20 protein-coding genes and 2 pseudogenes are annotated in these 25,576 nt (G+C 69.9%); 16 read left to right on the forward strand and 6 right to left on the reverse strand.

Annotated elements, in window-relative coordinates; genetic code table 11:
- The first annotated feature begins 441 nt into the window (after window positions 1-441).
- The 8 genes and pseudogenes from NQZ70_RS37505 (at window position 442) to NQZ70_RS37540 (ending at window position 8,468) form a co-directional block, all read left to right on the forward strand.
- Window positions 442-1,035, forward strand: coding sequence for a type VI secretion system Vgr family protein (locus NQZ70_RS37505; protein WP_129578514.1), 594 nt, complete (start codon window positions 442-444; stop codon window positions 1,033-1,035).
- A gap of 572 nt (window positions 1,036-1,607) precedes the next feature.
- Window positions 1,608-1,760 carry a hypothetical protein gene (locus tag NQZ70_RS37510; RefSeq protein WP_165374364.1) on the forward strand — a complete coding sequence of 51 codons (153 nt, stop codon included), beginning with the start codon at window positions 1,608-1,610 and terminating at the stop codon, window positions 1,758-1,760.
- Window positions 1,757-3,244, forward strand: coding sequence for an IS21 family transposase (istA, locus tag NQZ70_RS37515; protein ID WP_129578515.1), 1,488 nt, complete (start codon window positions 1,757-1,759; stop codon window positions 3,242-3,244). Before NQZ70_RS37510 ends, istA begins: the two co-directional genes overlap by 4 nt.
- On the forward strand, window positions 3,241-3,810 hold the full coding sequence (locus NQZ70_RS37520; RefSeq protein WP_207217588.1) for an ATP-binding protein: 570 nt from the start codon (window positions 3,241-3,243) through the stop codon (window positions 3,808-3,810). The genes istA and NQZ70_RS37520 overlap by 4 nt, the downstream gene beginning before the upstream one ends.
- 503 nt (window positions 3,811-4,313) lie before the next feature.
- Window positions 4,314-5,840 (forward strand): group II intron reverse transcriptase/maturase, encoded by a 1,527-nt coding sequence (ltrA, locus tag NQZ70_RS37525; protein WP_129578516.1) that lies wholly within the window; start codon window positions 4,314-4,316, stop codon window positions 5,838-5,840.
- A gap of 118 nt (window positions 5,841-5,958) precedes the next feature.
- Window positions 5,959-6,228: pseudogene (locus NQZ70_RS37530) on the forward strand (ATP-binding protein); the annotation flags it as partial.
- 72 nt (window positions 6,229-6,300) lie between these two features.
- The gene (locus tag NQZ70_RS37535) at window positions 6,301-7,872 is read left to right on the forward strand and encodes a type VI secretion system Vgr family protein (protein WP_165374365.1); all 1,572 of its coding nucleotides are present in this window, start codon (window positions 6,301-6,303) and stop codon (window positions 7,870-7,872) included.
- A gap of 152 nt (window positions 7,873-8,024) precedes the next feature.
- A complete protein-coding gene (locus tag NQZ70_RS37540) occupies window positions 8,025-8,468 on the forward strand; it encodes a DcrB-related protein (RefSeq protein WP_165374366.1) in 444 nt (147 codons plus the stop codon).
- An 86-nt stretch (window positions 8,469-8,554) separates the two neighbouring features.
- On the opposite strand, the gene NQZ70_RS37545 is transcribed toward NQZ70_RS37540, so the two are convergent.
- The gene (locus NQZ70_RS37545) at window positions 8,555-9,274 is read right to left on the reverse strand and encodes a hypothetical protein (protein WP_129578519.1); all 720 of its coding nucleotides are present in this window, start codon (window positions 9,272-9,274) and stop codon (window positions 8,555-8,557) included.
- 847 nt (window positions 9,275-10,121) lie between these two features.
- Between NQZ70_RS37545 and NQZ70_RS37550 the strand changes: the two genes are divergently transcribed.
- Window positions 10,122-12,254, forward strand: coding sequence for a serine/threonine-protein kinase (locus NQZ70_RS37550; RefSeq protein ID WP_165374367.1), 2,133 nt, complete (start codon window positions 10,122-10,124; stop codon window positions 12,252-12,254).
- A gap of 297 nt (window positions 12,255-12,551) precedes the next feature.
- Here the strand turns inward: NQZ70_RS37550 and NQZ70_RS37555 are convergent, their stop codons facing one another.
- Complete coding sequence (locus NQZ70_RS37555; RefSeq protein WP_129578521.1) at window positions 12,552-13,016, reverse strand: hypothetical protein; 465 nt, start codon at window positions 13,014-13,016, stop codon at window positions 12,552-12,554.
- Between NQZ70_RS37555 and NQZ70_RS37560 the strand changes: the two genes are divergently transcribed.
- The 4 genes from NQZ70_RS37560 to NQZ70_RS37575 are packed head-to-tail and all read left to right on the forward strand — an operon-like array spanning window position 13,000 to window position 17,804.
- Window positions 13,000-14,073, forward strand: a complete 1,074-nt coding sequence (locus tag NQZ70_RS37560) for a hypothetical protein (protein ID WP_129578522.1) — start codon at window positions 13,000-13,002, stop codon at window positions 14,071-14,073. The two genes, NQZ70_RS37555 and NQZ70_RS37560, sit on opposite strands and share 17 nt — an antisense overlap.
- A gap of 49 nt (window positions 14,074-14,122) precedes the next feature.
- On the forward strand, window positions 14,123-15,712 hold the full coding sequence (locus NQZ70_RS37565; RefSeq protein WP_165374368.1) for a PGRS family protein: 1,590 nt from the start codon (window positions 14,123-14,125) through the stop codon (window positions 15,710-15,712).
- 45 nt (window positions 15,713-15,757) lie between these two features.
- Window positions 15,758-17,077 carry a PAAR domain-containing protein gene (locus NQZ70_RS37570; protein ID WP_129578524.1) on the forward strand — a complete coding sequence of 440 codons (1,320 nt, stop codon included), beginning with the start codon at window positions 15,758-15,760 and terminating at the stop codon, window positions 17,075-17,077.
- A 28-nt stretch (window positions 17,078-17,105) separates the two neighbouring features.
- Window positions 17,106-17,804: an SMI1/KNR4 family protein gene (locus NQZ70_RS37575; RefSeq protein ID WP_129578525.1), complete on the forward strand. Its 699-nt coding sequence runs from the start codon at window positions 17,106-17,108 to the stop codon at window positions 17,802-17,804.
- 106 nt (window positions 17,805-17,910) lie between these two features.
- Here NQZ70_RS37575 and NQZ70_RS37580 read toward each other — a convergent pair whose 3' ends face one another.
- From NQZ70_RS37580 to NQZ70_RS37590, 3 genes are read right to left on the reverse strand one after another with little or no spacing between them, the layout of a single operon-like run.
- Window positions 17,911-19,458, reverse strand: a complete 1,548-nt coding sequence (locus tag NQZ70_RS37580) for a hypothetical protein (protein ID WP_272826407.1) — start codon at window positions 19,456-19,458, stop codon at window positions 17,911-17,913.
- 37 nt (window positions 19,459-19,495) lie between these two features.
- Window positions 19,496-21,127 (reverse strand): hypothetical protein, encoded by a 1,632-nt coding sequence (locus NQZ70_RS37585; RefSeq protein WP_129581811.1) that lies wholly within the window; start codon window positions 21,125-21,127, stop codon window positions 19,496-19,498.
- 20 nt (window positions 21,128-21,147) lie between these two features.
- Window positions 21,148-22,062, reverse strand: a complete 915-nt coding sequence (locus tag NQZ70_RS37590; protein ID WP_237244393.1) for a hypothetical protein — start codon at window positions 22,060-22,062, stop codon at window positions 21,148-21,150.
- A 435-nt stretch (window positions 22,063-22,497) separates the two neighbouring features.
- Here NQZ70_RS37590 and NQZ70_RS37595 point away from each other — a divergent pair, with 435 nt between their 5' ends.
- The 3 genes from NQZ70_RS37595 (at window position 22,498) to NQZ70_RS37605 (ending at window position 25,330) form a co-directional block, all read left to right on the forward strand.
- Window positions 22,498-23,571: an RNA polymerase sigma factor gene (locus NQZ70_RS37595; protein WP_129578526.1), complete on the forward strand. Its 1,074-nt coding sequence runs from the start codon at window positions 22,498-22,500 to the stop codon at window positions 23,569-23,571.
- A gap of 117 nt (window positions 23,572-23,688) precedes the next feature.
- Window positions 23,689-24,591, forward strand: coding sequence for a hypothetical protein (locus NQZ70_RS37600; RefSeq protein WP_129578527.1), 903 nt, complete (start codon window positions 23,689-23,691; stop codon window positions 24,589-24,591).
- A gap of 226 nt (window positions 24,592-24,817) precedes the next feature.
- Window positions 24,818-25,330 carry a sigma-70 family RNA polymerase sigma factor gene (locus NQZ70_RS37605; RefSeq protein ID WP_129578528.1) on the forward strand — a complete coding sequence of 171 codons (513 nt, stop codon included), beginning with the start codon at window positions 24,818-24,820 and terminating at the stop codon, window positions 25,328-25,330.
- A 44-nt stretch (window positions 25,331-25,374) separates the two neighbouring features.
- Here the strand turns inward: NQZ70_RS37605 and NQZ70_RS37610 are convergent.
- Window positions 25,375-25,557 (reverse strand): annotated as a pseudogene (locus NQZ70_RS37610) (ATP-binding protein); the annotation flags it as partial.
- Between the last annotated feature and the right edge of the window lie 19 nt (window positions 25,558-25,576).

Below are 25,576 nucleotides of genomic sequence, written 5' to 3' on the forward strand. Positions count from 1 at the left end.
GCACCGCGAATCTACGGCGCCTGCCCGCACCCCGCGAGAATGGGGTCTACAGCACGGATACGCCCCACCTTCTCGCTCAGGTAGGACGATGGTTCGCTCACGCGTGCGATGGCCATCGTCCATCCGGTGGCCGGAACCCCCGCCAGAGGCTCCGTCCTCCCATCGCCCGCGCGACGCGCCCGCCGGTGCGCAGCCGCCGAGCCCTGCGAGGGAACCCTTGGCGCGTTCGAGCACCCCGGCACCCTCAGGCTGGCGATGGGCCAACCATCACGCGCGCGACCGAGGCCCGCTCACCGGCGCGATGACCATCAACGAACCCAAGCGAGATAGCATCAACCAGCTTGATTCTCAACGGGGCGCCCACGTCATGGCGCTCGGGCACGGCCGATCCCGGCAATTTGCCGGTCTCGTGCGGCGGGCTCTATCCTTTGCGCCGAGATCATGCCGAACCTCTCCCTCTCGTTCGCCTCGAAGGAAGCGTCGCTCTCCGTGCGCCGCTTTTCGGTCCGGGAGCGGATGTCATCGCTCTTTGAGGTCTGCGTGCTGGCCGTCTCCGAGCGTGACGATCTCGACCTCGACAGCATCGTCGGCAAGGCCGCTGCTTTCAAGGTCGAGTCGGGTACGGCGCCCCCCCGCTCGCCGCGGGTCTGGGCCGGCCTGTGCGCTGACATGGAGCAGGTGAAGGCCGAACCGACGGGGCTCTCCACCTACCGGCTGCGCATCGTGCCCTGGCTGTTCCGGACAACGCTCCGGAGCAGCAGCCGGATTTTTCAGCACGTCACGATCCCGGACATCGTGCTCCGCATCCTTGGCGAGTGGGAGATCCAGCCGGAGGTCCTCCTCGGGGCGAAATATCCGGCGTACGAGTACCGCGTCCAGTACGGCGAGACCGACTTCGCCTTCCTGAGCCGCTTGCTCGAAGAGGCGGGCATCTCGTTCTACTTCGCGCACGGCGAGGACAGCGGGCGCGCCGGAGTCGAGCTCAGCCGGCTCGTCCTGAGCGATGCGCCTCAGGACCATGGATCCTGTCGGTGATCGTCGCGTCCCGCGTCGGATCGGTGAAGACCGCGGCCCCGTGATCGCCGGCGTTCACCGTTCACCGCCGGCCCCTGCACCGATCTGGGCCGCGCTCGCCCGCGCGGCGTAGACGTAGCGCCCGCCGAAAAGTCGAAGGCCCGAGGGCTGCCACCCTCGGGCCTTCTGGAGCTCCGCCTACCGGAGTCCCCCACCTTCACCACAAGCCGGGCTCCACGTCCAGAAAACGGCGGCAGGGAGCCCGTTGCCGTCGTCCGCCTACCGCCTCGCCCTCTGCACCCGCTGCCGCGTCCAGCTTCGCCTCTGCCGCCGCTGTGATCGCGGCCAGCGCCTCTGCCTCGACTGCCGCCCGCTGCGGCGTCGTGAGTCGCTGCGCCGCGCCGGCGCCGCCTACCGCACCCGGCCTCGCGCTCGCCGCCTCCAGGCCGCTCGTCAGGCCCGCTACCGCGAGCGGCTGCGGCAGCGGGACAAGTTCTCCGCGCAGAAAGTGACGCATCACGAGGTGACGCAAGCCGCGGCCGCGTCGACGTCCCAACTCGCGCCGGAGCTCTCCTCCGGCCGAAAGGACGACGATGACGATCGAATCCGAGATGTCGGCCGCTGCTCGCTCTGCGGAGCGCGGCTTCCGCCCTGGGCCATGCGCGAGCGGCGCGCTCGGCCGGCTGTTCAACAACGCGCTCCCCGCGTTCCACGAGGTCCGCCGCGATGACGGGAGGGGACGGTGATCGCCAAAGAAAAGGAGGCTGAGATCCTGCGCCTCTACCACGGCGAGAAGTGGCCCGTCGGCACCATCGCCGGTCAGCTCGGGCTGCACCACACCACCGTGCAGCGCGTGCTCGGGCAAGCGGGCGTCGATCCGAAGGTCGTCGCGCCGCGCCCGTCCATGGTCGACCCCTTCGTGCCCTTCATCACCGAGCAGCTGGGCAAGTATCCCTCGCTGCGCTCCAGTCGCCTCTTCGTCATGCTGAGGGAGCGCGGCTATCCGGGCGGTCCCGATCATCTGCGCCGGGTGATCGGCCGTCTGCGCCCCAAGAAGCCGGCCGAGGCATTCCAGCGGCTCCGCACGCTGCCCGGCCAGCAAGCGCAGGTCGACTGGGCGCACTTCGGCAAGCTGGCTGTCGGCCGGGCGCAGCGCCCGCTCTGGGCCTTTGTCATGGTGCTCAGTTACTCGCGGCGGATCTTCCTGCGCTTCTTCCCGGGCGCGGCGATGCCCTTCTTCGTGCGCGGGCACGTCGAGGCGTTCGCCGACTTCGGCGGCGTCCCGCGCGTGCTGCTCTACGACAACCTCAAGAGCGCCGTCGTCGAGCGCCACGGCGACGCGATTCGATTCCACCCCACGCTGCTGGCCCTCTCGGCGCATTATCGCTTCGAGCCGCGCCCCGTAGCCGTCGCCCGCGGCAACGAGAAGGGCCGCGTCGAGCGCGCCATCCGCTACGTACGCGAGGCCTTCTTCGAGGCCCGGACCTACGCCGACCTCGGCGACCTCAACCGACAAGCGGCCGAGTGGACCAGCTCGGCGGCGCTCGATCGCTCCTGGGTCGAGGACCGCGCCCGCACCGTGCGCCAGGCCTTCGACGACGAGCGCAGCGTGCTCTTGCGACACCCCGACACGCCGTTTCCAGCCCACGAGCGCGTCGAGGTCGAGGTCGGAAAGACCCCCTACGCGCGCTTCGATCTCAACGACTACTCGGTCCCCCACGACCGGACGCGCCGCACGCTCGTCGTCCTCGCCGACCTCGATCAGGTGCGCATCGCTGACGGCAACGAGATCGTCGCGACCCACGTCCGCTCGTGGGACCGCGGCCAGCAGATCGAGCAGCCCGAGCACCTCCAGCGCCTGGTCGACGAGAAGCGCCGCGCCCGCGAGCACCGCGGCCTGGATCGCCTCGCCCGCGCCGCCCGCAGCAGTCAGGCATTCCTGCGCATCGTCGCCGAGCGCGGCGATAACGTCGGCAGCGCGATCGCCCGGCTTCTGCTACTGCTCGACGCCGTCGGCGCCGCCGAGCTCGAAGAGGCCCTGGTCGAGGTGCTCGAGCGCGACACCATCCACATCGGTGCCGTCCGCCAGGTGATCGACCGCCGCCGCTCCGAGCGCCACCTGCCGCCCCCCGTCTCGATTCCCGTCACCCGCGGCCAGCACGCCGCCCTCGTCGTCACGCCGCATTCCCTCGCCACCTACGACGCCCTGAAGAAGGACCCGACGCCATGACCGACCTGACGCCCACCGAGACCAAAGACCGCCTCAAGAGCCTCGGCCTCTTTGGCCTGCTGGCCTGCTGGGAGCAGCTCGCCGACAAGCCCTGGCTTCGCGAGGTGCTCGCCATCGAGGAGCGCGAGCGCCACAAGCGCAGCCTCGAACGCCGCTTGAAGAACTCCCGCGTCGCCGCCTTCAAGCCCATGACAGACTTCGACTGGTCCTGGCCCAAGAAGATCGACCGCGAGGCGGTCGACGACCTCTTCGGGCTGGGCTTCCTCTCCACTGGCCACAACGCGGTGCTCGTCGGCCCCAACGGCGTCGGCAAGACCATGATCCTCAAGAACCTCGCCCATCAGGCCGTCGTGCGCGGCCACACGGTGCGCTTCTCGACCGCGAGCGACATGCTCGCCGACCTCGCCGCGCAAGAGTCCTCGGCCGCGCTTGCGCGAAGGCTCCGCCGCTACACGATCCCCGCGCTTCTCTGCATCGACGAAGTCGGCTGTGCGCCACGAGGCGCTGATTCACCACGTGGGGCGAGAGACCCACCCGGGGCCGTCGCAGCGGTCCCGAGAAGTTGAGGGCAGGCGGAGCGCCGACATGGGCGCCGAGCCGGGAGCAGCCCTGACAACGTAGCGGAGGGACGGCACTGCCAGACGTCGCGGCCGCGCAAACGAGATGGAAAGGCGTAACGAAGTGAACCAGTGCATGAGGCCTCTTCAGTCGTCGACCGACTCCAACCTGGTGGATATGGGTCGGCACAGCGCTGGTCGTACCGCAAACCGATGGTGCGACCTCTCCTGGCGTCCTCAAGCCTATGGGCGTCAGGAGGCTCCTGGGAACTCTGCGGCGTACCGGGAGCGATGCTGTAGGGGTGTAGCTGGGCGCCTCCTCCGTCAAGTGGTGATCAGTGAACGTGGGAACCGCATCGGCCTCGCCCTCGCCTCATACGAGGAAGGGCATGCCCATGGTCGGCAGATGGGACCGGCGCGGGACGGAGTCCTCGTAGTAGTCGGAGGTCGGGAAAGCCGGCCACAAGACGAAGGGGGACAGCAAGCACGCAGCTCTACGGGTGGGAGGAGAGATGACGCTGAATAGCGACACACCGTGGCCGAACGTCCTCGACGCCAGGCGGCGGGTACTCGACATCCAACGAAAGCTGCACCGGTGGTCCAAGGCAGACCCGGAGAAGAGGTTTGACGACCTCTTCAACCTGGTGTGCGATCGTGCCACGCTAGTCGTGGCTTGGGACCGGGTCCGGAGCAATCGTGGGTCCAAGACGGCCGGCACGGATGGAACGACCCGTTGGCACATCGAGAACCGCACGGGCGTGCAGCCCTTCCTGGAGGACCTGCGGGCCTCCTTGAAGGGGCGCACGTACCGCCCGCTCCCGGTGCGGGAGCGAGGCATCCCGAAGAAGGGCGGCAAGGTGCGCTACCTCGGGATCCCGACCGTCCGTGATCGTGTCGTCCAGATGGCCCTCAAGCTCGTGCTCGAACCGATCTTCGAGACCGCCTTCTACCCGAGCAGTTACGGGTATCGGCCGGGTCGAAGAGCCCAGGACGCGATTGCAGAAATCGTGTCCTTCATCAACCCACGCGCCTCGTACGACTATGTCGTCGAGGGCGACATCAAGGCGTGCTTCGACAACGTCCATCACGGCGTGCTGATGACGCTGGTCCGCCAGCGGATCGTCGACCGACGGGTGCTCACGTTGATCAAGGCGTTCCTCGGTGCGGGGATGATGAAGGAGTCTGGGCGGCTCGCAGCAACGCTCACGGGAACGCCCCAGGGCGGTATCGCATCGCCGCTCCTCGCCAACATCTACTTGTCGGTGCTGGATCGGCACTTCGCGCGCGCCTGGAAGCTGCAGACGCGCTACATCGGATGCGCCACCTACTACCGGCGGAAGGGACACGCGACGTACCGGCTCGTGCGGTATGCCGATGATTTCGTGATCCTTGTCCGCGGCAGTCGGGAGCAGGCGGAGGCCATCCGAGACGAAGCGGCTCGTATTCTTCGAGACGAGCTGAAGATGGATCTGTCCCCGGAGAAGACCCTCGTCACGCATGTCGACGAGGGCTTCGACTTTCTCGGCCACCGCGTTCGCCGGGTGCCGTGGAAGGGCAAGCTCGTGGGTTGGACCTACCCGAGCAAGAAGAGTCTGGAGGCGATCAAACATAAGGTGAGAAGCCTCACGACCCGCTCGACCACCTACCTGCCCTTGAAGGAGGTCCTGCACGCCCTCAACCCTGTGTTGAGGGGCTGGGCCACGTACTTCCGCTACGACGCGAGCAAGCGCACGCTGGCCTACGTCGATTACTTCGCCTGGTGGCGCGTCTTCCGGTGGTTGCGGAAGAAGCACCCCAAGCGAACGTGGAAGTATCTCAAGGGCCGGTATTGTGGTGGGGGCTGGACGCTTCAGGAGGGAAGGCTCGAGCTCTTCCGGCCGTCGCGTGTCAGGGTGGAACGCTACCGCTATCGTGGCGCACGTATCCTCCTGCCGTGGATGGATCTGGATGAGCTGGGCGACGTCGGCCGCTTCGCGAACAGCGCGTACGACGATCCTACCTCCCTCGGGGCGCTCCAGGAGGATCTCGCCGTGACCTGACCTGGCATCGGGTGCTTGTGGAAAGCCGGATGCGCGGAGACGTGCACGTCCGGTTTGGCGGGCGGGAGGGGGAAACGGAGCCGGGGAAACCCGGCCACCGCGCCCCCTCCCGACCCGACACCTTTCCTACGATAGCCGCTACGCCGACCTGCTCTTCGAGGTCGTCACCCGGCGCTACGACGCGCAGAAGCCGCTCTTGCTCAGCACGAACAAGGCCTTCGCCGACTGGGGCCAGGTCTTCCCGCACGCCGCGTGCGTCGTCACGCTCGTCGACCGGCTCGTGCACCGCGCCGAGGTGATCGAGATCGAGGCCGAGAGCTACCGGCTCAAGGAAGCCAAGGAGCTGAGCGCCACCCGCAGCAAGCAGCGCCGCGCAAAGAAGCACTGAGCCGCCTCTTCACCGGTGAACTTCACCGGCATCCGGCGTGCTCTTCGCCGGCATCCGGAGCGGGCTTCACCGGTGAACTTCACCGAAATCCCGCGGGTTGCCGCGATCATCTACAGATCCCGCCGACGGCCGCCAATCCCTTACGCTGACAACCCGAACGAGGCCGCCGGGCGCGAGTTCATGACCGAGGTGGTCGTGCGCAACGAGATGCGGCCCGGTCGTGTCACCCTCCGCGGCGTCGACTTCCGGACCCGTCCGGATGTGCAGCTCTTCGCCGAGGCCGAGGTGGGCGCCGGCGACGAGCTCCGCTACGAGCAGTTTCCAGTTCTTCCAGCGGCGTTCGTCATCGAGCCGGGCAAGGGCGGCGAGACGCCGGTCGCTGACGACCGAGGCATCGCGCGGGTCGATCTCGCGGAGGCGAAGGCGCTGGCGACGCGGAGCCTGGAGCGCGAGCGGAGCGGCCGGCGGTCCGTCCGGTTCCGGACGAACGTGCTCGATCTGGCTCCCGGCGCCGTCTTCTCGATGACGCATCATCCCCGCGAGGATCTCGCGCCCGACCGGGGGTTGCTCGTCGTGGCCTCGACCTTCGAGGGCGACCACGACGGCGAATGGACCGTGCACGGCGAGGCCGTGTTCACGAGCGAGCCCTACCGGCCGGCGCGGCTGACGGGGAAGCCGTGCGTCGCCGGCGTGCAGAGCGCGATCGTGGTCGGTCCTCCGGGCGAAGAAATCCATACCGACGAGTTCGGTCGTGTGCGCGTGCAGTTCCCCTGGGACCGCGAGGGTCGATTCGACGACGCGAGCTCGTGCTGGATCCGCGTGAGCCAGGGATGGGCCGGGGTCGGTTACGGGATGATGGCGATCCCCCGCGTCGGGCAGGAGGTCCTGGTCGAGTTTTGCCACGGCGATCCCGATCGTCCGGTGATCGTGGGCCGCGTCCACAACAGCACGGCGCGCGTGCCCTATCCGCTGCCCGCCGGGAAGACCAAGAGCGGGTGGAAGACCGCCTCATCCCCCGGCCTGGACGGGTATAACGAGCTCTCGTTCGATGATGCCAAGGGGCGCGAGCTCCTCCACCTCCACGCGCAGCGCGATTACACCGAGGTGATCCGGCGCGATCAGCGCTCGACCGTGCTCGGGAACCGATCGGCGAGCGTGACCGGCGGCGACGCGGTGACCGTCGGGGGCAGCCAGAGCACGAGCATCGGGAAGAGCCAGAGCCAGACAATCGGCGAGAACCAGACGAGCACCGTTGGCAAGAGCCGCACCTCGATCATCGGGACATCGGATGCGATCGATGCCGGCGAGAGCCAGAGCGTCACGGTCGGCGGCAGCGTCGGGTACACCATCACCAAGGATCGGACCGTCCACATCACGAACGGCGTCGCGTCGATCCGGATCACGCCTTCCGGCATCTTCATCGATGCGCAGGGTGATCTCGAGATCTCGGCGGGAGGCGTGCTCAAGCTCTCCGGCAAGGAGGTGCAGATCGACGGCACGCCGAACGTGTTCATCAACAGCACGGGCGCGAAGGCGCCTTCGGTGGCCACGATCGGCGAGGCCAGGCACCCGGGAGGCCCCGGCAGCAGCGCGCCGGCCGGCAAGGGCGAAGGCAACGGCGGGGCGCAAGGGCCGCGGGGATGAGGCGCACCTCGCCGCGCCTCGCCCTTGCGTCGCGTGGTGCAGCAGCGCAGTGCTTGCGCAGACAGTGCCTTGACGCCGGGGCGGGCGCAGTGCTTTCAAGGCGAGCGCCGCGCGCTCCGCGCGACGCGTCACGCCAGCGGGGAGCCCGAGACATGCCGCGTTACGAGAACTCCGACGTGTCCTTCGACGTGCCGCGCGACTGGGAGGACCGCTCGGTGGTCGCCTTCGCGGCTCCGCCCGAGCCGGGCCAGACCGCGGCCGCCAGCGTGGTGATGACGCGCGACGCGCTCGCGGCAGGCGAGGATTTCCGCAGATATGGCGACCGGCAGCTCCTGGAGCTGGCCAAGCGGCTCGAAGGGTTCCAGCTGCTGGCGCGGCACGAGCGCGCGATCGGCGACCGGCCAGCGCTGGAGCTTCGTTTCGCGTGGCGTGGCCAGAGCGGGCCGCTCGAGCAGCGGCTCCTGTTCGTGCCAGGCCGCCGGCCGATAGTGCTGAGCTTCACGGCGACGATCCCGAAGGACGAGGCCGCGCGGCTCGACCCGGTGTTCGATCGCATCTTCGCGAGCGTGAGGATCGCGGGCTCGCCCGACGGCTGACTTCTCGCCTCCCCCGCCTCCCCCGTCGAGGTCTCCTCCGGAAGCTGCTGCGATCGAGGCCCTTGCTTGGCTGGGCGCCGGCCAGCTCACGGCCTTCCGCCCTGGATCTCCTCCAGCAAGGCGACCCGGCCGAGCGCGAGCGCCTTCAGGGCAACCCGGCTGCTCTCGGCGTGGTCCTGTCTCAGGTGCGCCTCCGCAACGAGGCGCACGCGCAGCCTTGGCAGCATCGGCAGCCACGGCGAGAGGCGCTTCGGCAGGTACACCGGCAGCGCGTCCTGTTCGCCCGCCCCGAGCAGCGCGCGGATCCAGATGTCGCCCAGCACGGCGCGGGTCTGATACCGCCGCTGCTCGAGCAGGAGCCGCTCCACCTGGGCCTCGATACGCGCAGAGGCCGGCGAACGGCCTGGCGGAGGAAGTCGCTCCCTGATCTGCTGCGTCAGGGTGGCGGCGGCGCCGGTCGCCCCCTCGGGGTACGGCGACCTCAGGAGCTCGCTGGACAGGTCCACCGCCTCCTTGAGGCTCCTGTCCGCGCCCGCGAGCGGTGCGACCACGGCGAGGGTCGCCTTGAGCGCCTCGATCTCGTCGAAGAGGAATCGCAGCTCGCCCTCCACAAGCACAAGCGGCGGGGTGAAGAGGCCTTTTTCGCTGATGGACGCGAGGATGGTCTGCTGCACGCCGCTCGGTTCGATCCGTGGGCCGCTGGTGAGCAGGCCGGAGACGTGGTGGTGATCTTTAGGGGAACCCGCATCGCCGGGCGGCCGGTCATGGCGCGGATCGAGCGCCTCAAAGTCGAGATCGAGGATCACGTTGCTCCACGAGGCGCGGATGCGCGGGAGCGCCTTCGGATCGAACCAGAGGAGCTCGACAAGCTCGGCAGGATGCGCGGGCGAGGGCGCCCGCGTCGGGGACGGCGATCGCGGCCGGGGCACGGCGAGCTCGGTGCCGAGAGACAGGCCCGGTGTCGCATCGCGGTCCGTGCGCTCGGCCGGCCCGGCGAGCTGCCCGACGGTCAGCGCCGGCATCGTGACGCGCTTGACCCACGGGCTCGCGTCCGCGGCCGGAACGATGGCGTCGCGCGTCGTTGAGGGCGGCAGCGACGAAGGCAGCGGTTCGGTCAAGCAGACCGATGCGGCCGCCGTCGAGGGCGCGAGCGGCAGAGGCAGCGGCGCCATGACTGAGATCGGTGCCGCCGAGAGGCCAGAGGCGACAGGCCAACGGAACGGCGGCGCTGGCGTCGAGCGGCTCGCGCGCGGAGCGCTGTCCGGCCCGTGCTCCGCTGCCGCCCACGGCAGCACCGGGGCCTGGGAGAGTAGCTCGGAGCTCACCGACTCGATCTCCTCCGTCTGCGCGACCTGTGCGACTGGAGGAGAAGAGCCGCGATCACCGGAACCGGGGGGCATGGCCGCTCGATCTAGCAGGAAGATCGCCTTGCAGACGACGGTGTCGAGTGCCGGCAGAGGGAGGGGCAAGCTCTGCGGCACCCGGCAGTGGGTGCGCCAGGCCGTGTTGGCATCTTGCTGAGCAGAGACGGCCCCGACGGGATCCACTTGACGCGCAGGGTCATCAAGGGGCATGGCGCGGCACGCTGGCCCGGCGGGTGATGTGCTGATCTGGACGGGCCTCGTGCACTGCAAAGCACGTGGGGAACCGGGGATGGAGCGCCGTGACGATCGGCTCGGCGAGAGCGGCCGCTGCCACAAGTACCGCCTGGTGAAGCTCATCGCCGAGGGCGGGATGGGGCGCGTCTACGAGGCCGTGGACGAGTACCTCGATCGGACCGTCGCGCTCAAGGTCGTCCGACCCGAGCGGATGAGCGACGCCGACTTCCTGCGCGGGCATCGCAAGGAGGCGCGCGTGCTCGCTGACCTCAACCACCCGAACATCGTCCGCCTCTACGACGCGGGGGTTACCACCGACGGCGTCATGTACATCGCGATGGAGCACGTCGACGGCGTCTCGCTGCGCCAGATGCTCCACGCGATGCGCCGCTTCGACACGCGCGTCGCGCTCTCGATTGCGATCCAGGTGGTGGACGCGATCCGGGTGGCGCACGAGGGAGGCATCGTGCACCGCGACCTCAAGCCGGAGAACGTGCTCGTCATGCAGAGCGGCCTGGTCAAGGTCGTCGACTTCGGCCTCGCGCGGCGCGTCGGGGGGCTCGCGTCGAGCGACGTGTTCTCGGACCTCGGGACGGTGCACTACATGGCGCCCGAGCAGGCGCTCCGGCGGCCCGTCGGGCGGCCCGCAGACATCTACGCCGCGGGGTTGATCCTGTACGAGATGCTCGCCGGCAAGCACGCGTTCGCGGAGAGGACGGGCGAGCTGCCGCCGCGGCAAGAGGTCTGGGCGAACCATGTGCACGCCGTGCCGGCGCCGCTCGTTGAGGCGATCCCGGAGGTCGCCCCGAGGAGCCTGAGCGATTTCGTGGCGCGCATGCTCGCGAAATCCCCGGACGAGCCGCCCAGCGCGAACGAGGCGTTCGACGCGCTCACACGGGAGTTCGACGGCTGCTCCGCGCAGCCATCGCAGGCCGAGGGCCACGTCGCGCTCGATCCGAAGGTGCGCGCCTCGATCCCGTCGCTGCGCCTGATCCCGGCGGCGGAGGCCGTCCACCTCGCAACGGCGCCGCTCGACGCGGGTTACCGGCCGCCCGGGGCGGTGCTCCCGTTCTTGCCGCCGGACGCACCCTCCGCGGAGCGCCCCGGGCATGGAGGGTTCGCGGCGGGCACGGGTGCCGCTGCGACCGGAGCAGCGCCAGATGCAGCAGCGGCGCGGGGCCCGCGCTGGCTGACGACCGAGCGGATGCCGTCCGCGCCGCCGACACCGCCGGCGGCGCCAAGCGAGCGGCCCGGTACCTGGCCCGCGGCGCCGCTCGTGGCGGGGCCGGCGCCGGTGACCGCACCACTGCCTCCGGAGAGGAGGGCCGCGGCGCCCAGCGAGGTGGCAACTACCGCCTCGACGGGCACGAGCGAGGCGGCGCCGAGCGAGGCCGTGAGCAGGGCGTCGAAGGCCGCTGCGCCGGCGATCGAGGTGACGCCGGCCGCGCTGCGTGCGCGACTCGCACGCGAGACGGCGCAGGGAGCCGAACGCTCGCCGCCGGGGATGCGCGGCGCAGGCGATGCGCCGAGCCCGACGGCGGCCGAGACGCGGCGCAAGCGTCGCATCGGTCTTGTGATGGGTGCGAGCGCGCTGTCCTGCGCGCTCGCCGCCATGTGGATCATCCCTCGACGGACGCCAGCGGTCGAAGCGCCGCGCGGCGATGCCCTGCTCGTCCCGTCGGCCACAGCCGTGCTCTCCCCGTCGACCACATCGGCCACAGAGGATGCACCGCTGTCGCCGCTGGGCTCGCCTGCGCGGGCCGGCGTGCCGTCGCCAATCGGCGCTCCTCCGCCGGTCGATGAGGTGCTCGTCCCCGCGCCGCCATCGGCGGCGGCGGCGCCGGAGCCCGCCGTGCTGCGACCGGCGGCGCTCGACGCAGCGCCTCGCCCCAGCGCGCGCTCGCCGGCCGCCCCGCCGCCGGCTGCACCGGCGCTGCTGCGCGGCCCTGGGCCGGCTGCGGCGCCGGCCTCCACGACACATGCGGGGATGGCGCCGCGCAGCGCCGCCTCGAACGCGAGGCCGACAAAGACGCCGGGCGCAGTGAAGGTGCCGCAGCCGAGCGATGCGTGGGCGGAAGAAGAGGAGAAGCTCATGAAGGAGAAGCCGTATTTCAAGCCGGCGCCCCGCACCCCGCGCTCTGCGCCGACAGCGCCGCGCCGTGCGTCGACGCCGCAGCGCCCGTTCTAGAGAAGGTCCGACCGGAATGAGCGACGAGGATCTGAAGAAGTACCTGCCGACCGAAGAGACGTTCCGCCGCGTTGCGGATCGGGCCGCCTCGGACGAGAACATGCGGCGGGCGCTTTCGCGCGTGAAGGCGGCGCCAAACGCTGCGGATCGGCTCGGTCCCGCCGCGCGCGCGGCGCTCACGCGCCGCGAGGCAGGCCCGGAAATGCGCCGGAAGGCGCCCAATCGGCCCAGTCGATGGCGGCTCCTCGGGTGGATCGCCGGCGCCGCCGTCGCGGTGAGCGCGCCCGCGCTGCTCATCTACTGGCTGTTCGTGCCGCGCGACGCGCCGTCCGGCGCCGTCGGGGCCAGCGCCACGTCGACGCCCGGGGCGCCGCTCCTGCCGTCGAGCGCGCCGGCATCCGCTGCGCCGCTTCTACCGCCGAGCGCGCCGGCATCCGCTGCGCCGCTTCTAACGTCGAGCGCGTCGGCGCCGTCTCCCATGGCAGGAGCTTCCGGCGCGCCAGCCGAGAGCAGCGCCGCGACGCGCGCGACCGCGGCGCCGGCGCTGTCTGCGCTGCCGTCCGCTGCGCCCTCGCCGAGCGGCGGCGCTACGCCAGCGGCCGCGCGCCGCACGCCGGCGCGTGGTGCGAACGCCGTTGCGGCACCCGGCGATCCAGGGCAGAGGATGCCGCCGCCACAGACGACCGCGGCAGCGCCAGCGACATCGATGCCGGGGCCCTTCGCGGGACCGCCGAGGTACTGAACGATGCTTCGAAAGACCATCGCACCGATCGCGATCGCAAGCGCGCTCGTCACGGCTGCGCCGGCGATCGCGCTGGCGGCGCCGGGAGGCGCGCAGGACGAGGCGATGACCGAGAAGGTGCGCGAGCTGCACAAGGAGGGGAACGCGCACTACGCGCGCGGCGACTACGAGCGGGCGCGCGTGGCGTACCTCGCGGCGTGGGCGCTGCAGAAGCGCCTGCAGATCGCGGGCAACCTCGCCGAGGCCGAGATGAAGCTCGGGCGCTTCCGCGAAGCGGCCGAGCACCTCGCCTACTACCTGCGCGAGGCGCCGAAGGAGCAACCGCCGCCGCCGCCGGCCGAGATGAAGGCGGCCGAGGCGCTGTACGCGGCGGCGCGCGCGCAGGTGGGCGAGCTATCGATCGCGACCCTGGAGAACGGCGCCGAGATCCTGGTCGACGGCGAGGTGGTGGGGGTCGCGCCCCTGCCGGCTCCGGTGTTCGTGGAGCCCGGGATGCACACGGTGTCGGCGCGGCGAGGCAACCGGTTCGGGGCGCGCCAGGTGCGCGTTGACAAGGGCGGCGCGGCGGCGGTCGAGGTGGAGCTCGCGGACGGGAACCTGGGCGCGTCGATGACGCCACCACGCGCGGAGCCACAGGACAGCGCAGCGCCGGAGCCACCGGCGAGCGCGGCGCCAGAGCGGCCGGCGGGCGGTGCGCGGCTGCCGGTGGTGCCGATGGTGATCGGCGGAGCGCTCGGGGTGGTGGGCCTCGGCGTGGGCGTGGGGTTCACGCTCGCGGCGAACGCGAAGGGAACGGAGATCGACGGGCCGCTGCGCGTCGGAGACGGCAACCGGTCGGCTTGTTACCAGAGCCGGAGCGCGGCATGCGCGAGGCTTGGCGACGCGGTGGACGAGCTGGATGCGTTCACGAGCGCGGCGGTGGTCGGGTACGTGGTGGGGGGCGCGGCGATCGCTGCGACCGCGGGGTACGTGCTGTGGTCGAGGTCCGCGGGAGACAGCCAGGGCAAGGCGCAGGTGACGGCGGCTCCGTGGTTTGCGCCCGGAGGCGGAGGGGTCGGCGTGGCGGGGCGCTTCTGACGTGTGGGAACGGCGGCAGGGTGAAGCGTTGGAGGCGGTGAGGAAGCCGATGCGAGGCAGGCCGAGGGCGAGGGGCTGGCAGGTCGCGGTGGCGAGCGCGGCGCTCGGGATGGCGGCGCTAGGGAGCAGCCTGGCGGGGGGGTGCAGCTCGCCGTGCGAGCGGTCGCAGACCTGTCCGCCGGAGGCGTCGGGTGCGACCGAGGGCGGCGGCATGCCGTCGAGGTGCGTGCCGAGCGAGAGCGGAGCGCCGGTCGACGACGGGTGCGGGGTGTTCGTGGCGGCGGCCGGCGACGACGGCGCGGAGGGGACGAAGGCGGCGCCGCTCGGGACACTGGGGGCGGCGATCGCTCGGGCACGAGAGAACGGGACGGGACGGGTGTATGCGTGCGCCGAGACGTTCGAGGTCGAGGCGGCGGTGGAGATGCCGGCGGGCGTGACGCTCTACGGCGGGCTCGACTGCGCGGGCGGCTGGGCCTACGCGGGAGCGAGCGACAGCGCGAGGACGACGCTGACGGCGATCGAGGGCGTGATCCCGCTGGTGATGCGGGGCGGCGAGGGCGTGGCGCGGATCGAGGATGCGGCGATCGTGGCGAAGGCGATCGACGCGAACGATCCGGAGAAGCGCGGGCTGTCGTCGATCGCCGCGGTAGCGGAGGCGGTGGCGGTGGAGCTGGTGCGCTGCACGCTCGAGGCGGGCGATGCGGCGCCGGGGGAAGACGGCGCCGCGCACGCGGAGCCGGCGCAGCGAGGGGGCGATGGGAGCGCGGGGAACGCGGCGTGCTCGGCGAACATGATCTTCGGCGGCGATGTCACGGTGAACGACTGCGGTACGCCGGACGATCCTAGCGACGACTCCTTCGGCGGTGTGGGCGGCGTGGGGTTGCAGAGTACCGGCGGCGCGGGAAGCCCTGGTAGCCCGGGTAGCGCGATGAACGGCGGCGCAGGCGAGGTCACTGCGGAGTGCACGCCCGGCGTTGCGGGTGACAACGGCGCTGACGGCGAGCCCGGCGCGGGCGCGCGCGGTTTGGGTGTGATCGCAAGCAGCGGCTACATGGGCGTCGCGGGCAGCGACGGCGCGCCCGGCGCCACCGCGCAGGGCGGCGGCGGTGGCGGCGGCGCCAAGGGCGGCGTCGCTGCGGGCCAGTGCACGGCCGGCTCGGCGGGAGGCGCCAGCGGCGGCTCCGGCGGCGCGGGCGGCTGCGGAGGCGCCAGCGGAAGGGGCGGCGGCGCGGGCGGATCGAGCATCGCGCTGGTGAGTCTCGACGCGACGCTCCTGTTTCAGGACGTGACGATCGCCACGGGTCACGGCGGCGATGGAGGCGCAGGTGGTCCTGGCCAGGACGGCGGCGTGCCAGGCGCAGGCGGCCCCGGTGGCGGCGTGCCGGAAGGCGCCACAGCGCTTCGGCAAGGCTGCGCCGGAGGCCCCGGCGGCACCGGCGGGCATGGCGGCACCGGAGGCGGTGGACTGGGTGGGCACGCGATCGGCATCGCGCACGTGGGCGCGGCGCCGCCGGCGGAGGGCGTAACGTTCGCGGTGGGCAAGGCCGGCGCGGGCGGTGTCGGCGCGGACGCGGAGCACAGCGGCGCGCCGGGGGTCAAGGCCGACGCCATGGCGTTCGAGCGGGGCGAGAAACGCTGAGCGCGCGCGGCCGAAGGCTGAGCGGAGCTGACGGCGAGGCTCGCGATGACGGCGCTCGAAGCGGCTCGGCTCGGCGATTCGATCGCACATAGCAGCGCGTGGTCAGGTCTGTTGACCGGCGCCGTAGCAGGCGTGGCGCTGGCTGCGACGGTCGTGGCCGTCGTCGGCACCGGCGGCGTGGCCGCGGTGTTCATCGGGGCGGGCATTGCGGCGGCGGGCGCGGGCGGTGGGCTCGCGGGCGCGTACATCGGCGAGCTCATTCCTGGCGACGTCAAGGGGACGGTGGCCACGGGCTCGCCCGATACGTTCTTCGGCAGTGAGCGCCGCAGCGCTGTGCGAGCCGGGCTCGACATCGTCACGTGCGCCGACCACGGCGTGGTGCGCGTCGCGCAGGGCAGCGCGACGACGTTCGTCAACGGCAAGCCGCTGGCGCGCAGCACCGAGAAGATCGAGTGCGGCGCGATCCTGCGCGAGGGGATCGCGACGGTGATCATCGGCGGCGACACGGCCCTGGCGCCGGGCATGGCGGTGGCGGACGAAGTGCCACCGTGGGTGAAGACAACGCTCACCGTCGTGATGTGGGGTGGCGCGATCGTCGCCACCGGTGGCGCCGCCGCCGCGGTCGGCTGGGGCGGTGCGCTCGCAGGGTTCGGCGGCTCGGTTGCAGGCGGCGCGGGGCTCGGCTGGGCCGGTGGTGAGGTCGGCCGGCACTACGGCGGCGAGCTCGGCGCGCGTATCGGCGAGGTGATCGGCGGGACCATCGGGAGCGTCGCCGGCGGCATGATCGGCGGCCTGCTAGGCTCGCGCCTGAGCCAACAGCCAGCGCCGCCTCGGCGTGGCTATCCGGGGCCGTCGGAGAGGAGCGATGCGGCGATGGACACGGTGTTCAGCGCCATGGAGCAGGCGGGCGTAGGCAAGCGCAAGGCGGTTGGCGTAGTGGTGGATCGAGACGGCAACGTGACTGTGGCTGTATCGGGAACGGAAGCCCAGACACAGAAAATCTACTCCCGAATTAGGCCCAATCTGCCGCCCGATTATCAGTATGCAGGCCCTGCCGACGTGCCCCTCCAGCCTGCCAGGTACCCTGACGGACGGTGGTTCCCTGGCGGGGCTGAGTGCGCCGAGCCAAAGCTGAGTCCGGCATTACAGCGAAATCCCGAAGGGATGACCGTGCGGTGGTGGGGCGATCCTGCCAATAACCGATACCCGGTAGAGCCTGGTAGCCTCGACATGAACCCATGCTACAGCTGTGCACACAACGAAGACCTCATCGTGAATGGGCCAGCACCCTCCCCTCCGCCACCCGAAGGAATCATGCCGCCGCTCGTCCTCTCAGATCTGCAGGACAACCAAGCGAAACAGTAAGCAATGAGCTCACCCGGAGATTGACATCTTGGACAAATTGGTCACCTACGCGAGCACCTTCGATCCCACATTCCCATCGCGCATTCGCGGCGCCGGAACGGAAGAAATCGAGCGTCTCCAGGATCTAGCCGGGCACGTGTTACCTCAGGACTACAAGGAGTACCTCTCGCTCATGGGCCACGGCGATGGCGGTGCACTCAGCAGCACGGAGATATGCACCGACATTGCTGAGGTCATCGCTTTCTACGAGGAGAACGTTGCCACAGGCGAAGATGAAGTCCCTAGCGATTGTGTTGTAATTGGCGTGGGCGGCGTTGCCGTGCAGCAGCTGTACCTCGAACACGAGGCCCAGGGGCACGTTTTTGACGGCGCAGACGGAGAGAAGCTTCGCCTTTGGTCCGAATCATTTGAGAAGCTGCTCCATCAGCAAATATATATGCAATATCGCCCCAACCAGCTTGCCCACTCTGCGTTCTACGCCACCTCGGATCGCGCACCTGTGTTCAACTCGGCGCGTGCGGCAGCGATTCGACTCGGATTCGCACCGGAATGGTTCTCCGACAAGATTACGTTTTGCGGGGAGAGGTCTGGTACCGTTCTCGTGCTGAATCAGCTGGAAGGCCAGGGCTTATGGGTTCGTATCGCGGCCGAACGCGTCGAAGCCCTGCCTACGATCGCCCAGAGCATCGCTGAAGCATCGGGTGTTTTACTCCAGAGAAGCGCGTAACGTCGGGCTTCGACGTCCAGCGCCAGTCACGAGCACAACGCCATCGCCGTGTTCCGCTCACCGCAAATTCAGATCACTACAATGCATCGCCTGATGCGCGCTGCTCCTATTCAGGGAAGCGAAGTGTCTCGACGGCGATACCGTCTGCTCCCGACGTCGTACTGCCGTCATGGTTCCAGCTGATGCCGCCCTTGCCCGGCAGTCCGATCTCGAAGGTGACCCCCTCCAGCGTGAGCTGGTCCTCGTCGAGGTAGGCGATGCCGATCGAGTCGCCGCCGCGCCCCGGGCCACCGAACCCCCCCTCGCCGCCGAAGCCGCCCTCACCCCCGCCACACGACCAGGTGCCGTCCCCGACGGCGCCCCCTGGCGCTCCTCGACCGCCTGGTCCACCTCGCTCAGGCGGGCCCCCGTCGCCACCCGGTCCCCCGCCGCGCGCTGTGATCACGCTGTCGCGCACCGTGAGCTTCGCGTGGAGCGCGATGAGCCCGATGCTCGGGTGCCCGTTCGCGCCCCCTCGGCCGCCTCGTCCGCCGCAGCCGCCAGCGCCTCCGGAGCCGCCGCCGGCGCCCCCCTTCGAGGCCACGCCGCACACGGCGAGCCCGCCGCGACGGCCCCCGCCTCCGCCGCCACCTTGACCGGGCATGCCCCTGCCGCCCTCGCCTGCCGTGTCGCCCTCCCACCCTGTCTCGCTGATACGCCCAATGCCCTCGCCGCCCGACCCTACGGTGCCCAAGGCTCCAGAGCTCCCGGGAGACCCGCTGTGGCAACCGACGTTTTCCCGGTCTGCATGACCGCCACGCCCTGAGTTCGTGGGGTTCGGCGTCGGGGCCGGGGTGCCGGTGTCGCCATCCTCGGCACCGTCGGGCTGCCCATCCCCTCCCTTGCCGCCAGTGCTCGGCGCGCCGCCGTCACAGGGGTTCACCACCGCCGCACCCCCGGCGACGTTGGCGGCGGAGCACGCGTCCCCGCCGTACAGCCCGTCGGGGCCGGTCGCTGCTCGGTTCGGCCAGGGCCACTCCTCACCATCGGGCCCACTCGGTCCGTAGTCGGCCAGAATCTCGCTCCGGATGATCTCGACCGCCGTGCTCGACTCGATGAGCATCGAGATCGGCCCATTCCCGTCCAGGAACATGTCGGCAATCGTCGATACGCCGTCCACGGCCCCCGTATCGCTCGGGCTCGCCGGCTCGACGAACACCAGCGGACCGGCGTAGTGCGTGCCTGCGCTGTCCAGTGTGGACACCTTCCTGATTTCGTCACGGCCCCAGTGCCGACAGTTGAAGCCTCCCAGGAGATCGACGCCAGAAGGCAAGCGCACGCTCTCGCTGAAGTTGTCGTTGCAGACGAAGACGCGCCCTCGCCCGGCGCGCGCCAGGTCGACGGCGCGCTGAACGGTAAATACGGGCTTCGCCTTCGTTCCGGGGTTCCTGTCATCGCCGCCCCCGTAGAACCCGGCGACAAACACGCCGCAACCATCGTCGAGAATACCGGAGGCGAGATGATCACGGCAGACCGATTCCGACGGCTCATCGCCTTGGCACGAGGCGCCATCGCAGGGCGATCCCCCAGCACCGCCCGCGCCGGGGGCGGTTCCGCAGCCGATCGCCGACGGTGATAACATGAGGGAGAGGGCTGCAACGGTCGTCTTTCTCATGGGCGTCTCCTGTCGCGAGGCACCAGCACCGGGCGGTTCATTGCGGCACTTCCGGCTCGGGTGCGTCGAACCGATACCAGAATCGGGCCACCCCCTGAGCTCCGTTGCCCTCGTCGTTCTCTGAGGTTGCATTGCCCGCGAGTCCACCCTCTCCGCCGCTTCGGTGGGTGACGATCGCATCCAGGGTAAGGGTTACGGTGGCGGCTACCGACGCAATCCCGAGCGAGTGGCCGCCGAGGCCGCCACCGGCATCGCCCCCGCGACCGCCGTCGCCTCCGTTGCCGCCCATGCACGCGTGCCACATGTCGGTTCCAGCATAACCCTCCCCGCCGGCGGCGCCGGATCGCCCGACGCCGCCTAATTGGCCCGTTCCGCCGACGCCACCGCGGCCACCATTGCCCGCGAGGACCTCGCTGTCCTCGATGGTCAGAACGCTCCCCTGCAGGGCAACGATCCCGATGCTCGCGCCGCCGTAGCCGCCCCCCTTGCCTCCCAGGCCACCGCAGCCGCCGCCGCCCCCGGAGCCACCGGCCGCGCCGCCCTGGGGCTCACCTGCGCGACAAGCCACCATGGGACCGCGCGATTTGCTGCCGCCGCCGCCGCCTCCGCCCTGGCCGATGCCCCCCTTCTTTCCGTCCTCGCCCCGAACGCCGATCCAGCCGTCGACATCGAGGTAACCCACGCCAGCCGCGCCGGCAGCACGACCGCCGTCGTCGCCCTTTGCTCCGTCTTCGCCCGGCTTACATCTCTCACTCGCCGCGCCGGCCCCTCCAAAGCCTTTGCCTTCCGGATTCTCCGCGGGCGCTGGCTGTCCTGCAGTGCCATCGCCGCCCACATCCATCCTGCCATCACCACCATATCCGCCCGTCGACTCGGTGCCATCGCCACAAACGGTCACGGCCGGTCGGGCCCCCTTCACGACATCCGCCGTGCAGGCGTCCGCGCCGTCGTTGCCCGGAGCTCCGTCACTCGCACGATCCACGGGCGCATCCTCTCCCGCTTCACCGTCCTTGCCGCTTTCGGCCTGGACCTTGCTCGATCGCACGATTGCCCTGGCACCGGGGCTCAAGATCACCGCAACCGACGACTTGCCATCCCTCGCGGAGGCATGGGCCGCCACAACACGCACGCCGAAGATCATGGACGTGGCGTCCGTGGCGTCCTCCTCTGCCGCGAGGACGCGCAGCGGGATTCCTGCCGGCGGCGCGATGGTGGTCAACTCATCGGGCCCTCCAAACGACCCCCCATACGACCACTCGCCGCCGTTGCAGAGACGGGCGCCCCAGAGGTCGACGCCCGCGGGCAACGTGATCGCCTCCTCGAACGCCCCGCCGCAAGCGTACACGCGCCGGGTCGGCGCCTCGCCGTTGCCTCGCCCGCTCGCGGCGAGCCCGACGGCGTGTTGCAAGGTCCTCACCGGCGCGCCCTTCGTGCCGGGGCTATTGTCGTCGCCTCGCTCGCTGACGAACACCCCGCACTGGTCGAGCGCCGGCGCGGTTCCGGGCTGCCCCTCGCACGGTCCGGGCGGCGGTTCCGGATCGGGGGCGCACGCATACACCTCCCAGCAAACATCGGCGTACGTGCACGCCGTCAGTGTGCTGGCGCTCCAGGCGCAGAGCGCGAGAGCCAAGACGGACGTCCCGGTGCTTCGGCCTCCCTGCGAAAGCATCTCCAAGGCTCCCGGTGTCCTCACCACAGCCCCTCGATCCTCACGCCAACCCCTTGCCCGGTCGCCACGGGCGAGACGTGGATCCGTTCCCGAGCCGGCGTGCGTCCCAGGAAGGAGAAATCCGTGAAGAAGGACGCGGCGGTTGCCGCCCCGATAACGCCCCCCACGATGACCAGGGCCGTGCCTGCGACTCCGGACTGATTGCGCTCGTCCCGCAGCCGGAGCAGTTCAGCACACGCCGAGTGTTGCGGCGCCTGCCAGCACATGGACGAGTTCGTTGTCGGCTCGCGGTTGAGCCCGTAACGCCGCTCGCTCAGATCGCCGTTAAGCCTGCTGGCCCGGATCATGAGGAGGCTGCCCACCGACACGGTAGCTGTTGCGACGGCGATTCCCGCGATGCGCAGCGCCCCCGGCCACGAAGCCCACGGGCTGGGGGCCTGCGTCGGAACAGCCAGCGTAGAGCTCAGCGCCTTGGGGGCCTCCTTCGGTGCTGCCGCAGCCACCTCCTTGGTACTGCTACCTGAGGAGCGCGGCAGCTGCATCAGCATCTCGTGCTCCTTTCCCGGCATGGCTGTGAACACCTGGAGAGAGTCCTCGCGTCCCGGCGCGCGGGCCCGCACCATGTGTTGCCCGGACTCGAAGAACAGCTTGTGGGTCCGCGCGGTCCTGCCTACCGGGTTGCCATCGACGAGCACCTCGGCGTCCGGCGGCTCGACCGCGAGCAGCAGCGTCGCAACGTGCGTCGTTGCCTTCCGCAGTCCTTCCTCGAAACGCAGTTGGAGGGCTACAGGAAGCGCCTCGCGCTGCTCAAGGCTCCAGGCCAGGTGCTCGGCTGCCTCGCGGTATTTGCGCAACACAAGCGCGCAGAGCCCGAGCTCCCCGGTGATCTCCGCGCGCTCTCGCTCTGTGGTCGACGCTGGCTCTGCAGCCGCCAAGGCTGCCCTGTAGGCGTCATATGCCTCGGTCCACCTTCCCGCTGCACGAGCCCTTTGCCCAGCGCGTACAAGGTCTTTCACTGTCGAACCGTCGCTCCGTCGCGGCGTCCCAGCGATGCTCTGAGCGCTGGCCGGGCTCACAACGCCGGTAACAGCGCCCAGCATCAAACAGATCGACAGTGAATGTGGAGCGCACCGCATACGGGCGACGGTACTGACGCCAGCCTCGCGGCGTCAACCCTCAGGGATTTCCGTCAAATGCCCCATGGATGAGAAAAAAACAGAGCAATCCCGGAATGTGCTGGTTCGTTCCACCACGACGGAACTGGAGGAGGGGCGCACAACTCTGCCACAATGGCACACATTATCCGACCAAAGTTGGCCGTCCCTTCATTTTCCTGAACCCTTCAGGGCGGCTCAGGTGTGCTACCCGCCGTGGCCAAGCGCGCGCTCACGTCCATCGGCTTCGACCTCTTCCGGCGCCTGGCGATCCGTCGCGGTGTTCCGGCACGAGACGCGGAGGACGTCGCTCAGGAGGCGCTGCTGCGCGGCTTGGAAGCGGCTCAGCGGATCGAGCCAGGCAGGGACTCGGCGCCCTACCGCGTCACGATTGCCCTCAACCAGGCGCGCAACCATGTGCGCGACGCGGGCCGCCGCGGCGAGGTTCTGACGTCCTTCGACGAGCGCGAGCTCAGAGGAGCGGATCCGACGCCGGAAGACCTGCTCCGCCTGCGGCAGCGGGCAGAGCTCACGCGGCGCCTGATCGCTCAGGTTGACCCCAAGTACCGGGACATCCTCATCAGGCACGAGTTGGAGGAGACGCCGCTGGTCGAGATCGCGGCCGAGCTCGGGCTCAGCGTCCAGACGGTGAAGACCCAGCACCGGCGGGCGCGCGAGGAGCTGGACGCGCAGAAGCGACGGTGGGATGCGCAGCAGCATTCCCACGGCTGGGACGACGACGCCTGCGTGGTGGCACCGCTCGCCTTCGGGTTTCGCGATCGCGCGTCGTGGGTGGCCACCCTGCGCCGTCTGGGGGTGAGAGTCGTCGTGCAGGGGGCGGTCGTCGTTCTGGCGGGCGCTCTCGTCTCCGGCGTGGCGCCTGTGCCTGGCCTGGCATCGTGGCTGCGACGGACGGCGGTCGACGCGCCTGAGACCGCGCCCGCGGCAGAGGACGTCAAGGCGCCCGCGGTCGCAGATGGCGCCGCCATCCCCGCGCACGCGGTCTCGTGGTCGGCGAGAGCTGGCAACCCGGGCGCTGGGGTCGCAGTGAATAGCACGCCCGCTTCCTCGGTGATGGCAGCTCGTCATGCCGCGTCGCCGGGGATCGCCGTGCGCTCCCCCGTCGGCGAGCGGGAGAGGAGCCTGGTCAACCAGGCCCGGAGGGCAATCGAGGCCCATACCGCCCTCGGTTACCTCGAGGCGCGCCGGCTGCTCGAGGCCCACGCGCGGGAGTTTCCGCGCGGGCCGTTCGCTGCGGAGCGCGAAGCGCTACTCAGGCAGATTCGCTGAACCGTCGTCTGTTCACTGACGGTTAACAGGCGGTAGCTCCGATGCTGTCGTCGACAGCAGAAGGCCGAGATCCGTCTCGCGTTGGGCGAGAAGGCGCACGTCCAGGAGGAGGAACACATGGAGGAAGTGCTGGGTGCGATGTGGCTCATCTCGCCGATCGTTCTCGCGATGATGGCCTGTGTTGCGATCGGGTTCGCGGTGACGGCGCGCGAAGCGCTGGGCCGCGAGCGCGGGCTCCGCGAGGCACGAGAGCAAGCGCATGAGGACGAGGAGCTGGCTCTCATCGAAGCGAAAGAGAAGGCAGAACGGGAGCTGGAGCATCACCGGCGCCTGCTCGACTGCCATGTGGACGCCCTGATCGCCGCGATGACAGAAGTTCGCGCGCGCCCAGTCCCATGGCCAGGCAGAGTTCTCGAATCGTTCTGCGCGACGATACCCTCGTGGAAGCACAAGCTGGCCGAGAGCAGCGGGCTACAACGACGGGACCTCGAGCGGCTGCTGAACAGCGACCACCCGATGACGCCCGGCCTCGCGCGGCAGCTGGAGGTCTTCACAGGCACGCCTGCGCGGTACTGGGAACGTCTGTGGCGTCTGCACGATGACTACCGGGCGGACGCGGAGGATACGGTGATGATCCCGCTCGGTGAGCCGATCACCAGGCGCGAGAGCTCGGCGCGCGCGGCGGCGTCCTCAACGTCAAGCCCGACGTCGACGAGTCCGACCGCGATTCCTCCTCGCGCGACTGATGTTCCCCCGCCCGTGCTGCCTTGTCCTGATCTGGCTGCCAAGAGCCCACGGGTCCAGCTCCCGCCGCCTCCTCAGCCGCGGCTTCGGTCGCCGCTCCCCGTTCGTACAATGTCGGGCGCTGAGTTTGCGTGTCGCGCGGCCGAACTGACGAGCTTTCCGGTACAGCACGACGAGGCTGGATCTAGCCCTGCGCGAGGAGCCGATTGGGAGGACATCGAGCGCTCTGCGTTGAACACGACGCTGCCAGGCGTAGGCAGCCATGAACATGCATAGCGCGAGTCTCGCTCGGGGCACCTGAAACTCGGCGCCGCTATCAAGCCGGCGCTGGGTGGAGCGCCTCGCGACTAGGGGCCAGCGGCGAGATCCGGAGGCGACGGTCCGAATTCGGATCGAACCCACACGGAACGACCGCACGCCGGCCGCCGGCGCGCCCTCTGACGACACGGAGCTACGGTAATCCATCTGCTCACGCGACCCAAGGATCAGAAAGAGCGATGCCATGATCGCCGGATACGGCTCGGCAACACTGTTGCTCGCGTTCACGGCGGTGATTCTGGCGATTTCCCGAATGTCCACGTCCGGCGATCCAGCTATGCTGCCCGCTCAGCTCGACGCGCTCCGGAGCACGGCGGGCGAGCGGGGACTCGCCGTCGTGGCGGCGTGGATCGCAGGCATGGGCGTGCCACGGAACGACCAAGCCGACGTTATGCAGCGCGCGCTGGAGACGGCGACCGCTGCCTGGCCCCGATTCGATCCTGACTTCAACCGACCAGGACAAGAAAGCAGCGCAGCAGCATCAGAGAGGCGCCGGAAGCTCTTCTCCCGCTGGCTATACCGCATTGTCGCGCGCAGCGTGTCTAGGTACTTTAGACAGCACTTCCGGTCTGTTGAGATCCTGATGGACGAGCCGCTCGATCTTGAGACGCCTGACCCTCGGCGGAACGCCGAGGCGGAGCTGATCGCGGAGCAGAGCTGGCTCCGTCTACTGGTGTCAAGCGACAGTAACTTTTGACCCCCTGACGACACTAAAACTGACCCCCTCCCTGCGCCTCTGGATCACCTGGCCGGCGCGGCGTTCCCGCCGAGCAGCCCCGCCTTCTTTTTCTGCTTCAGCCTGTAGCTGTCTCCCGAGATCATCAGGGTGTGGCTGTGGTGGAGCAGACGGTCGAGGATGGCGGCGGCGAGGACGTCGTCCCCGAACACCGTGCCCCACTGCGTCACCACCTGGTTTGTCGTGATCGACCACGCATGATGCATC

Source organism: Sorangium sp. So ce836 (assembly GCF_028553905.1).
Lineage (GTDB): Bacteria > Myxococcota_A > Polyangia > Polyangiales > Polyangiaceae > Sorangium > Sorangium cellulosum_D.

What these genes read in the sequence shown, in the direction of transcription:
- ltrA (WP_129578516.1), top strand. Translation starts at nt 4,314, where the DNA reads ATGACGCTGAATAGCGACACACCGTGGCCGAACGTCCTCGACGCCAGG.
- NQZ70_RS37570 (WP_129578524.1), top strand. Translation starts at nt 15,758, where the DNA reads ATGACGGCGCTCGAAGCGGCTCGGCTCGGCGATTCGATCGCACATAGC.
- NQZ70_RS37510 (WP_165374364.1), top strand. Translation starts at nt 1,608, where the DNA reads ATGACGATCGAATCCGAGATGTCGGCCGCTGCTCGCTCTGCGGAGCGC.
- NQZ70_RS37565 (WP_165374368.1), top strand. Translation starts at nt 14,123, where the DNA reads ATGCGAGGCAGGCCGAGGGCGAGGGGCTGGCAGGTCGCGGTGGCGAGC.
- NQZ70_RS37520 (WP_207217588.1), top strand. Translation starts at nt 3,241, where the DNA reads ATGACCGACCTGACGCCCACCGAGACCAAAGACCGCCTCAAGAGCCTC.
- NQZ70_RS37585 (WP_129581811.1), bottom strand. Translation starts at nt 21,127, where the DNA reads ATGCTTTCGCAGGGAGGCCGAAGCACCGGGACGTCCGTCTTGGCTCTC.
- NQZ70_RS37555 (WP_129578521.1), bottom strand. Translation starts at nt 13,016, where the DNA reads ATGGTCTTTCGAAGCATCGTTCAGTACCTCGGCGGTCCCGCGAAGGGC.
- NQZ70_RS37580 (WP_272826407.1), bottom strand. Translation starts at nt 19,458, where the DNA reads ATGAGAAAGACGACCGTTGCAGCCCTCTCCCTCATGTTATCACCGTCG.
- NQZ70_RS37550 (WP_165374367.1), top strand. Translation starts at nt 10,122, where the DNA reads ATGGAGCGCCGTGACGATCGGCTCGGCGAGAGCGGCCGCTGCCACAAG.
- NQZ70_RS37505 (WP_129578514.1), top strand. Translation starts at nt 442, where the DNA reads ATGCCGAACCTCTCCCTCTCGTTCGCCTCGAAGGAAGCGTCGCTCTCC.
- NQZ70_RS37560 (WP_129578522.1), top strand. Translation starts at nt 13,000, where the DNA reads ATGCTTCGAAAGACCATCGCACCGATCGCGATCGCAAGCGCGCTCGTC.
- NQZ70_RS37540 (WP_165374366.1), top strand. Translation starts at nt 8,025, where the DNA reads ATGCCGCGTTACGAGAACTCCGACGTGTCCTTCGACGTGCCGCGCGAC.
- NQZ70_RS37600 (WP_129578527.1), top strand. Translation starts at nt 23,689, where the DNA reads ATGGAGGAAGTGCTGGGTGCGATGTGGCTCATCTCGCCGATCGTTCTC.
- NQZ70_RS37605 (WP_129578528.1), top strand. Translation starts at nt 24,818, where the DNA reads ATGATCGCCGGATACGGCTCGGCAACACTGTTGCTCGCGTTCACGGCG.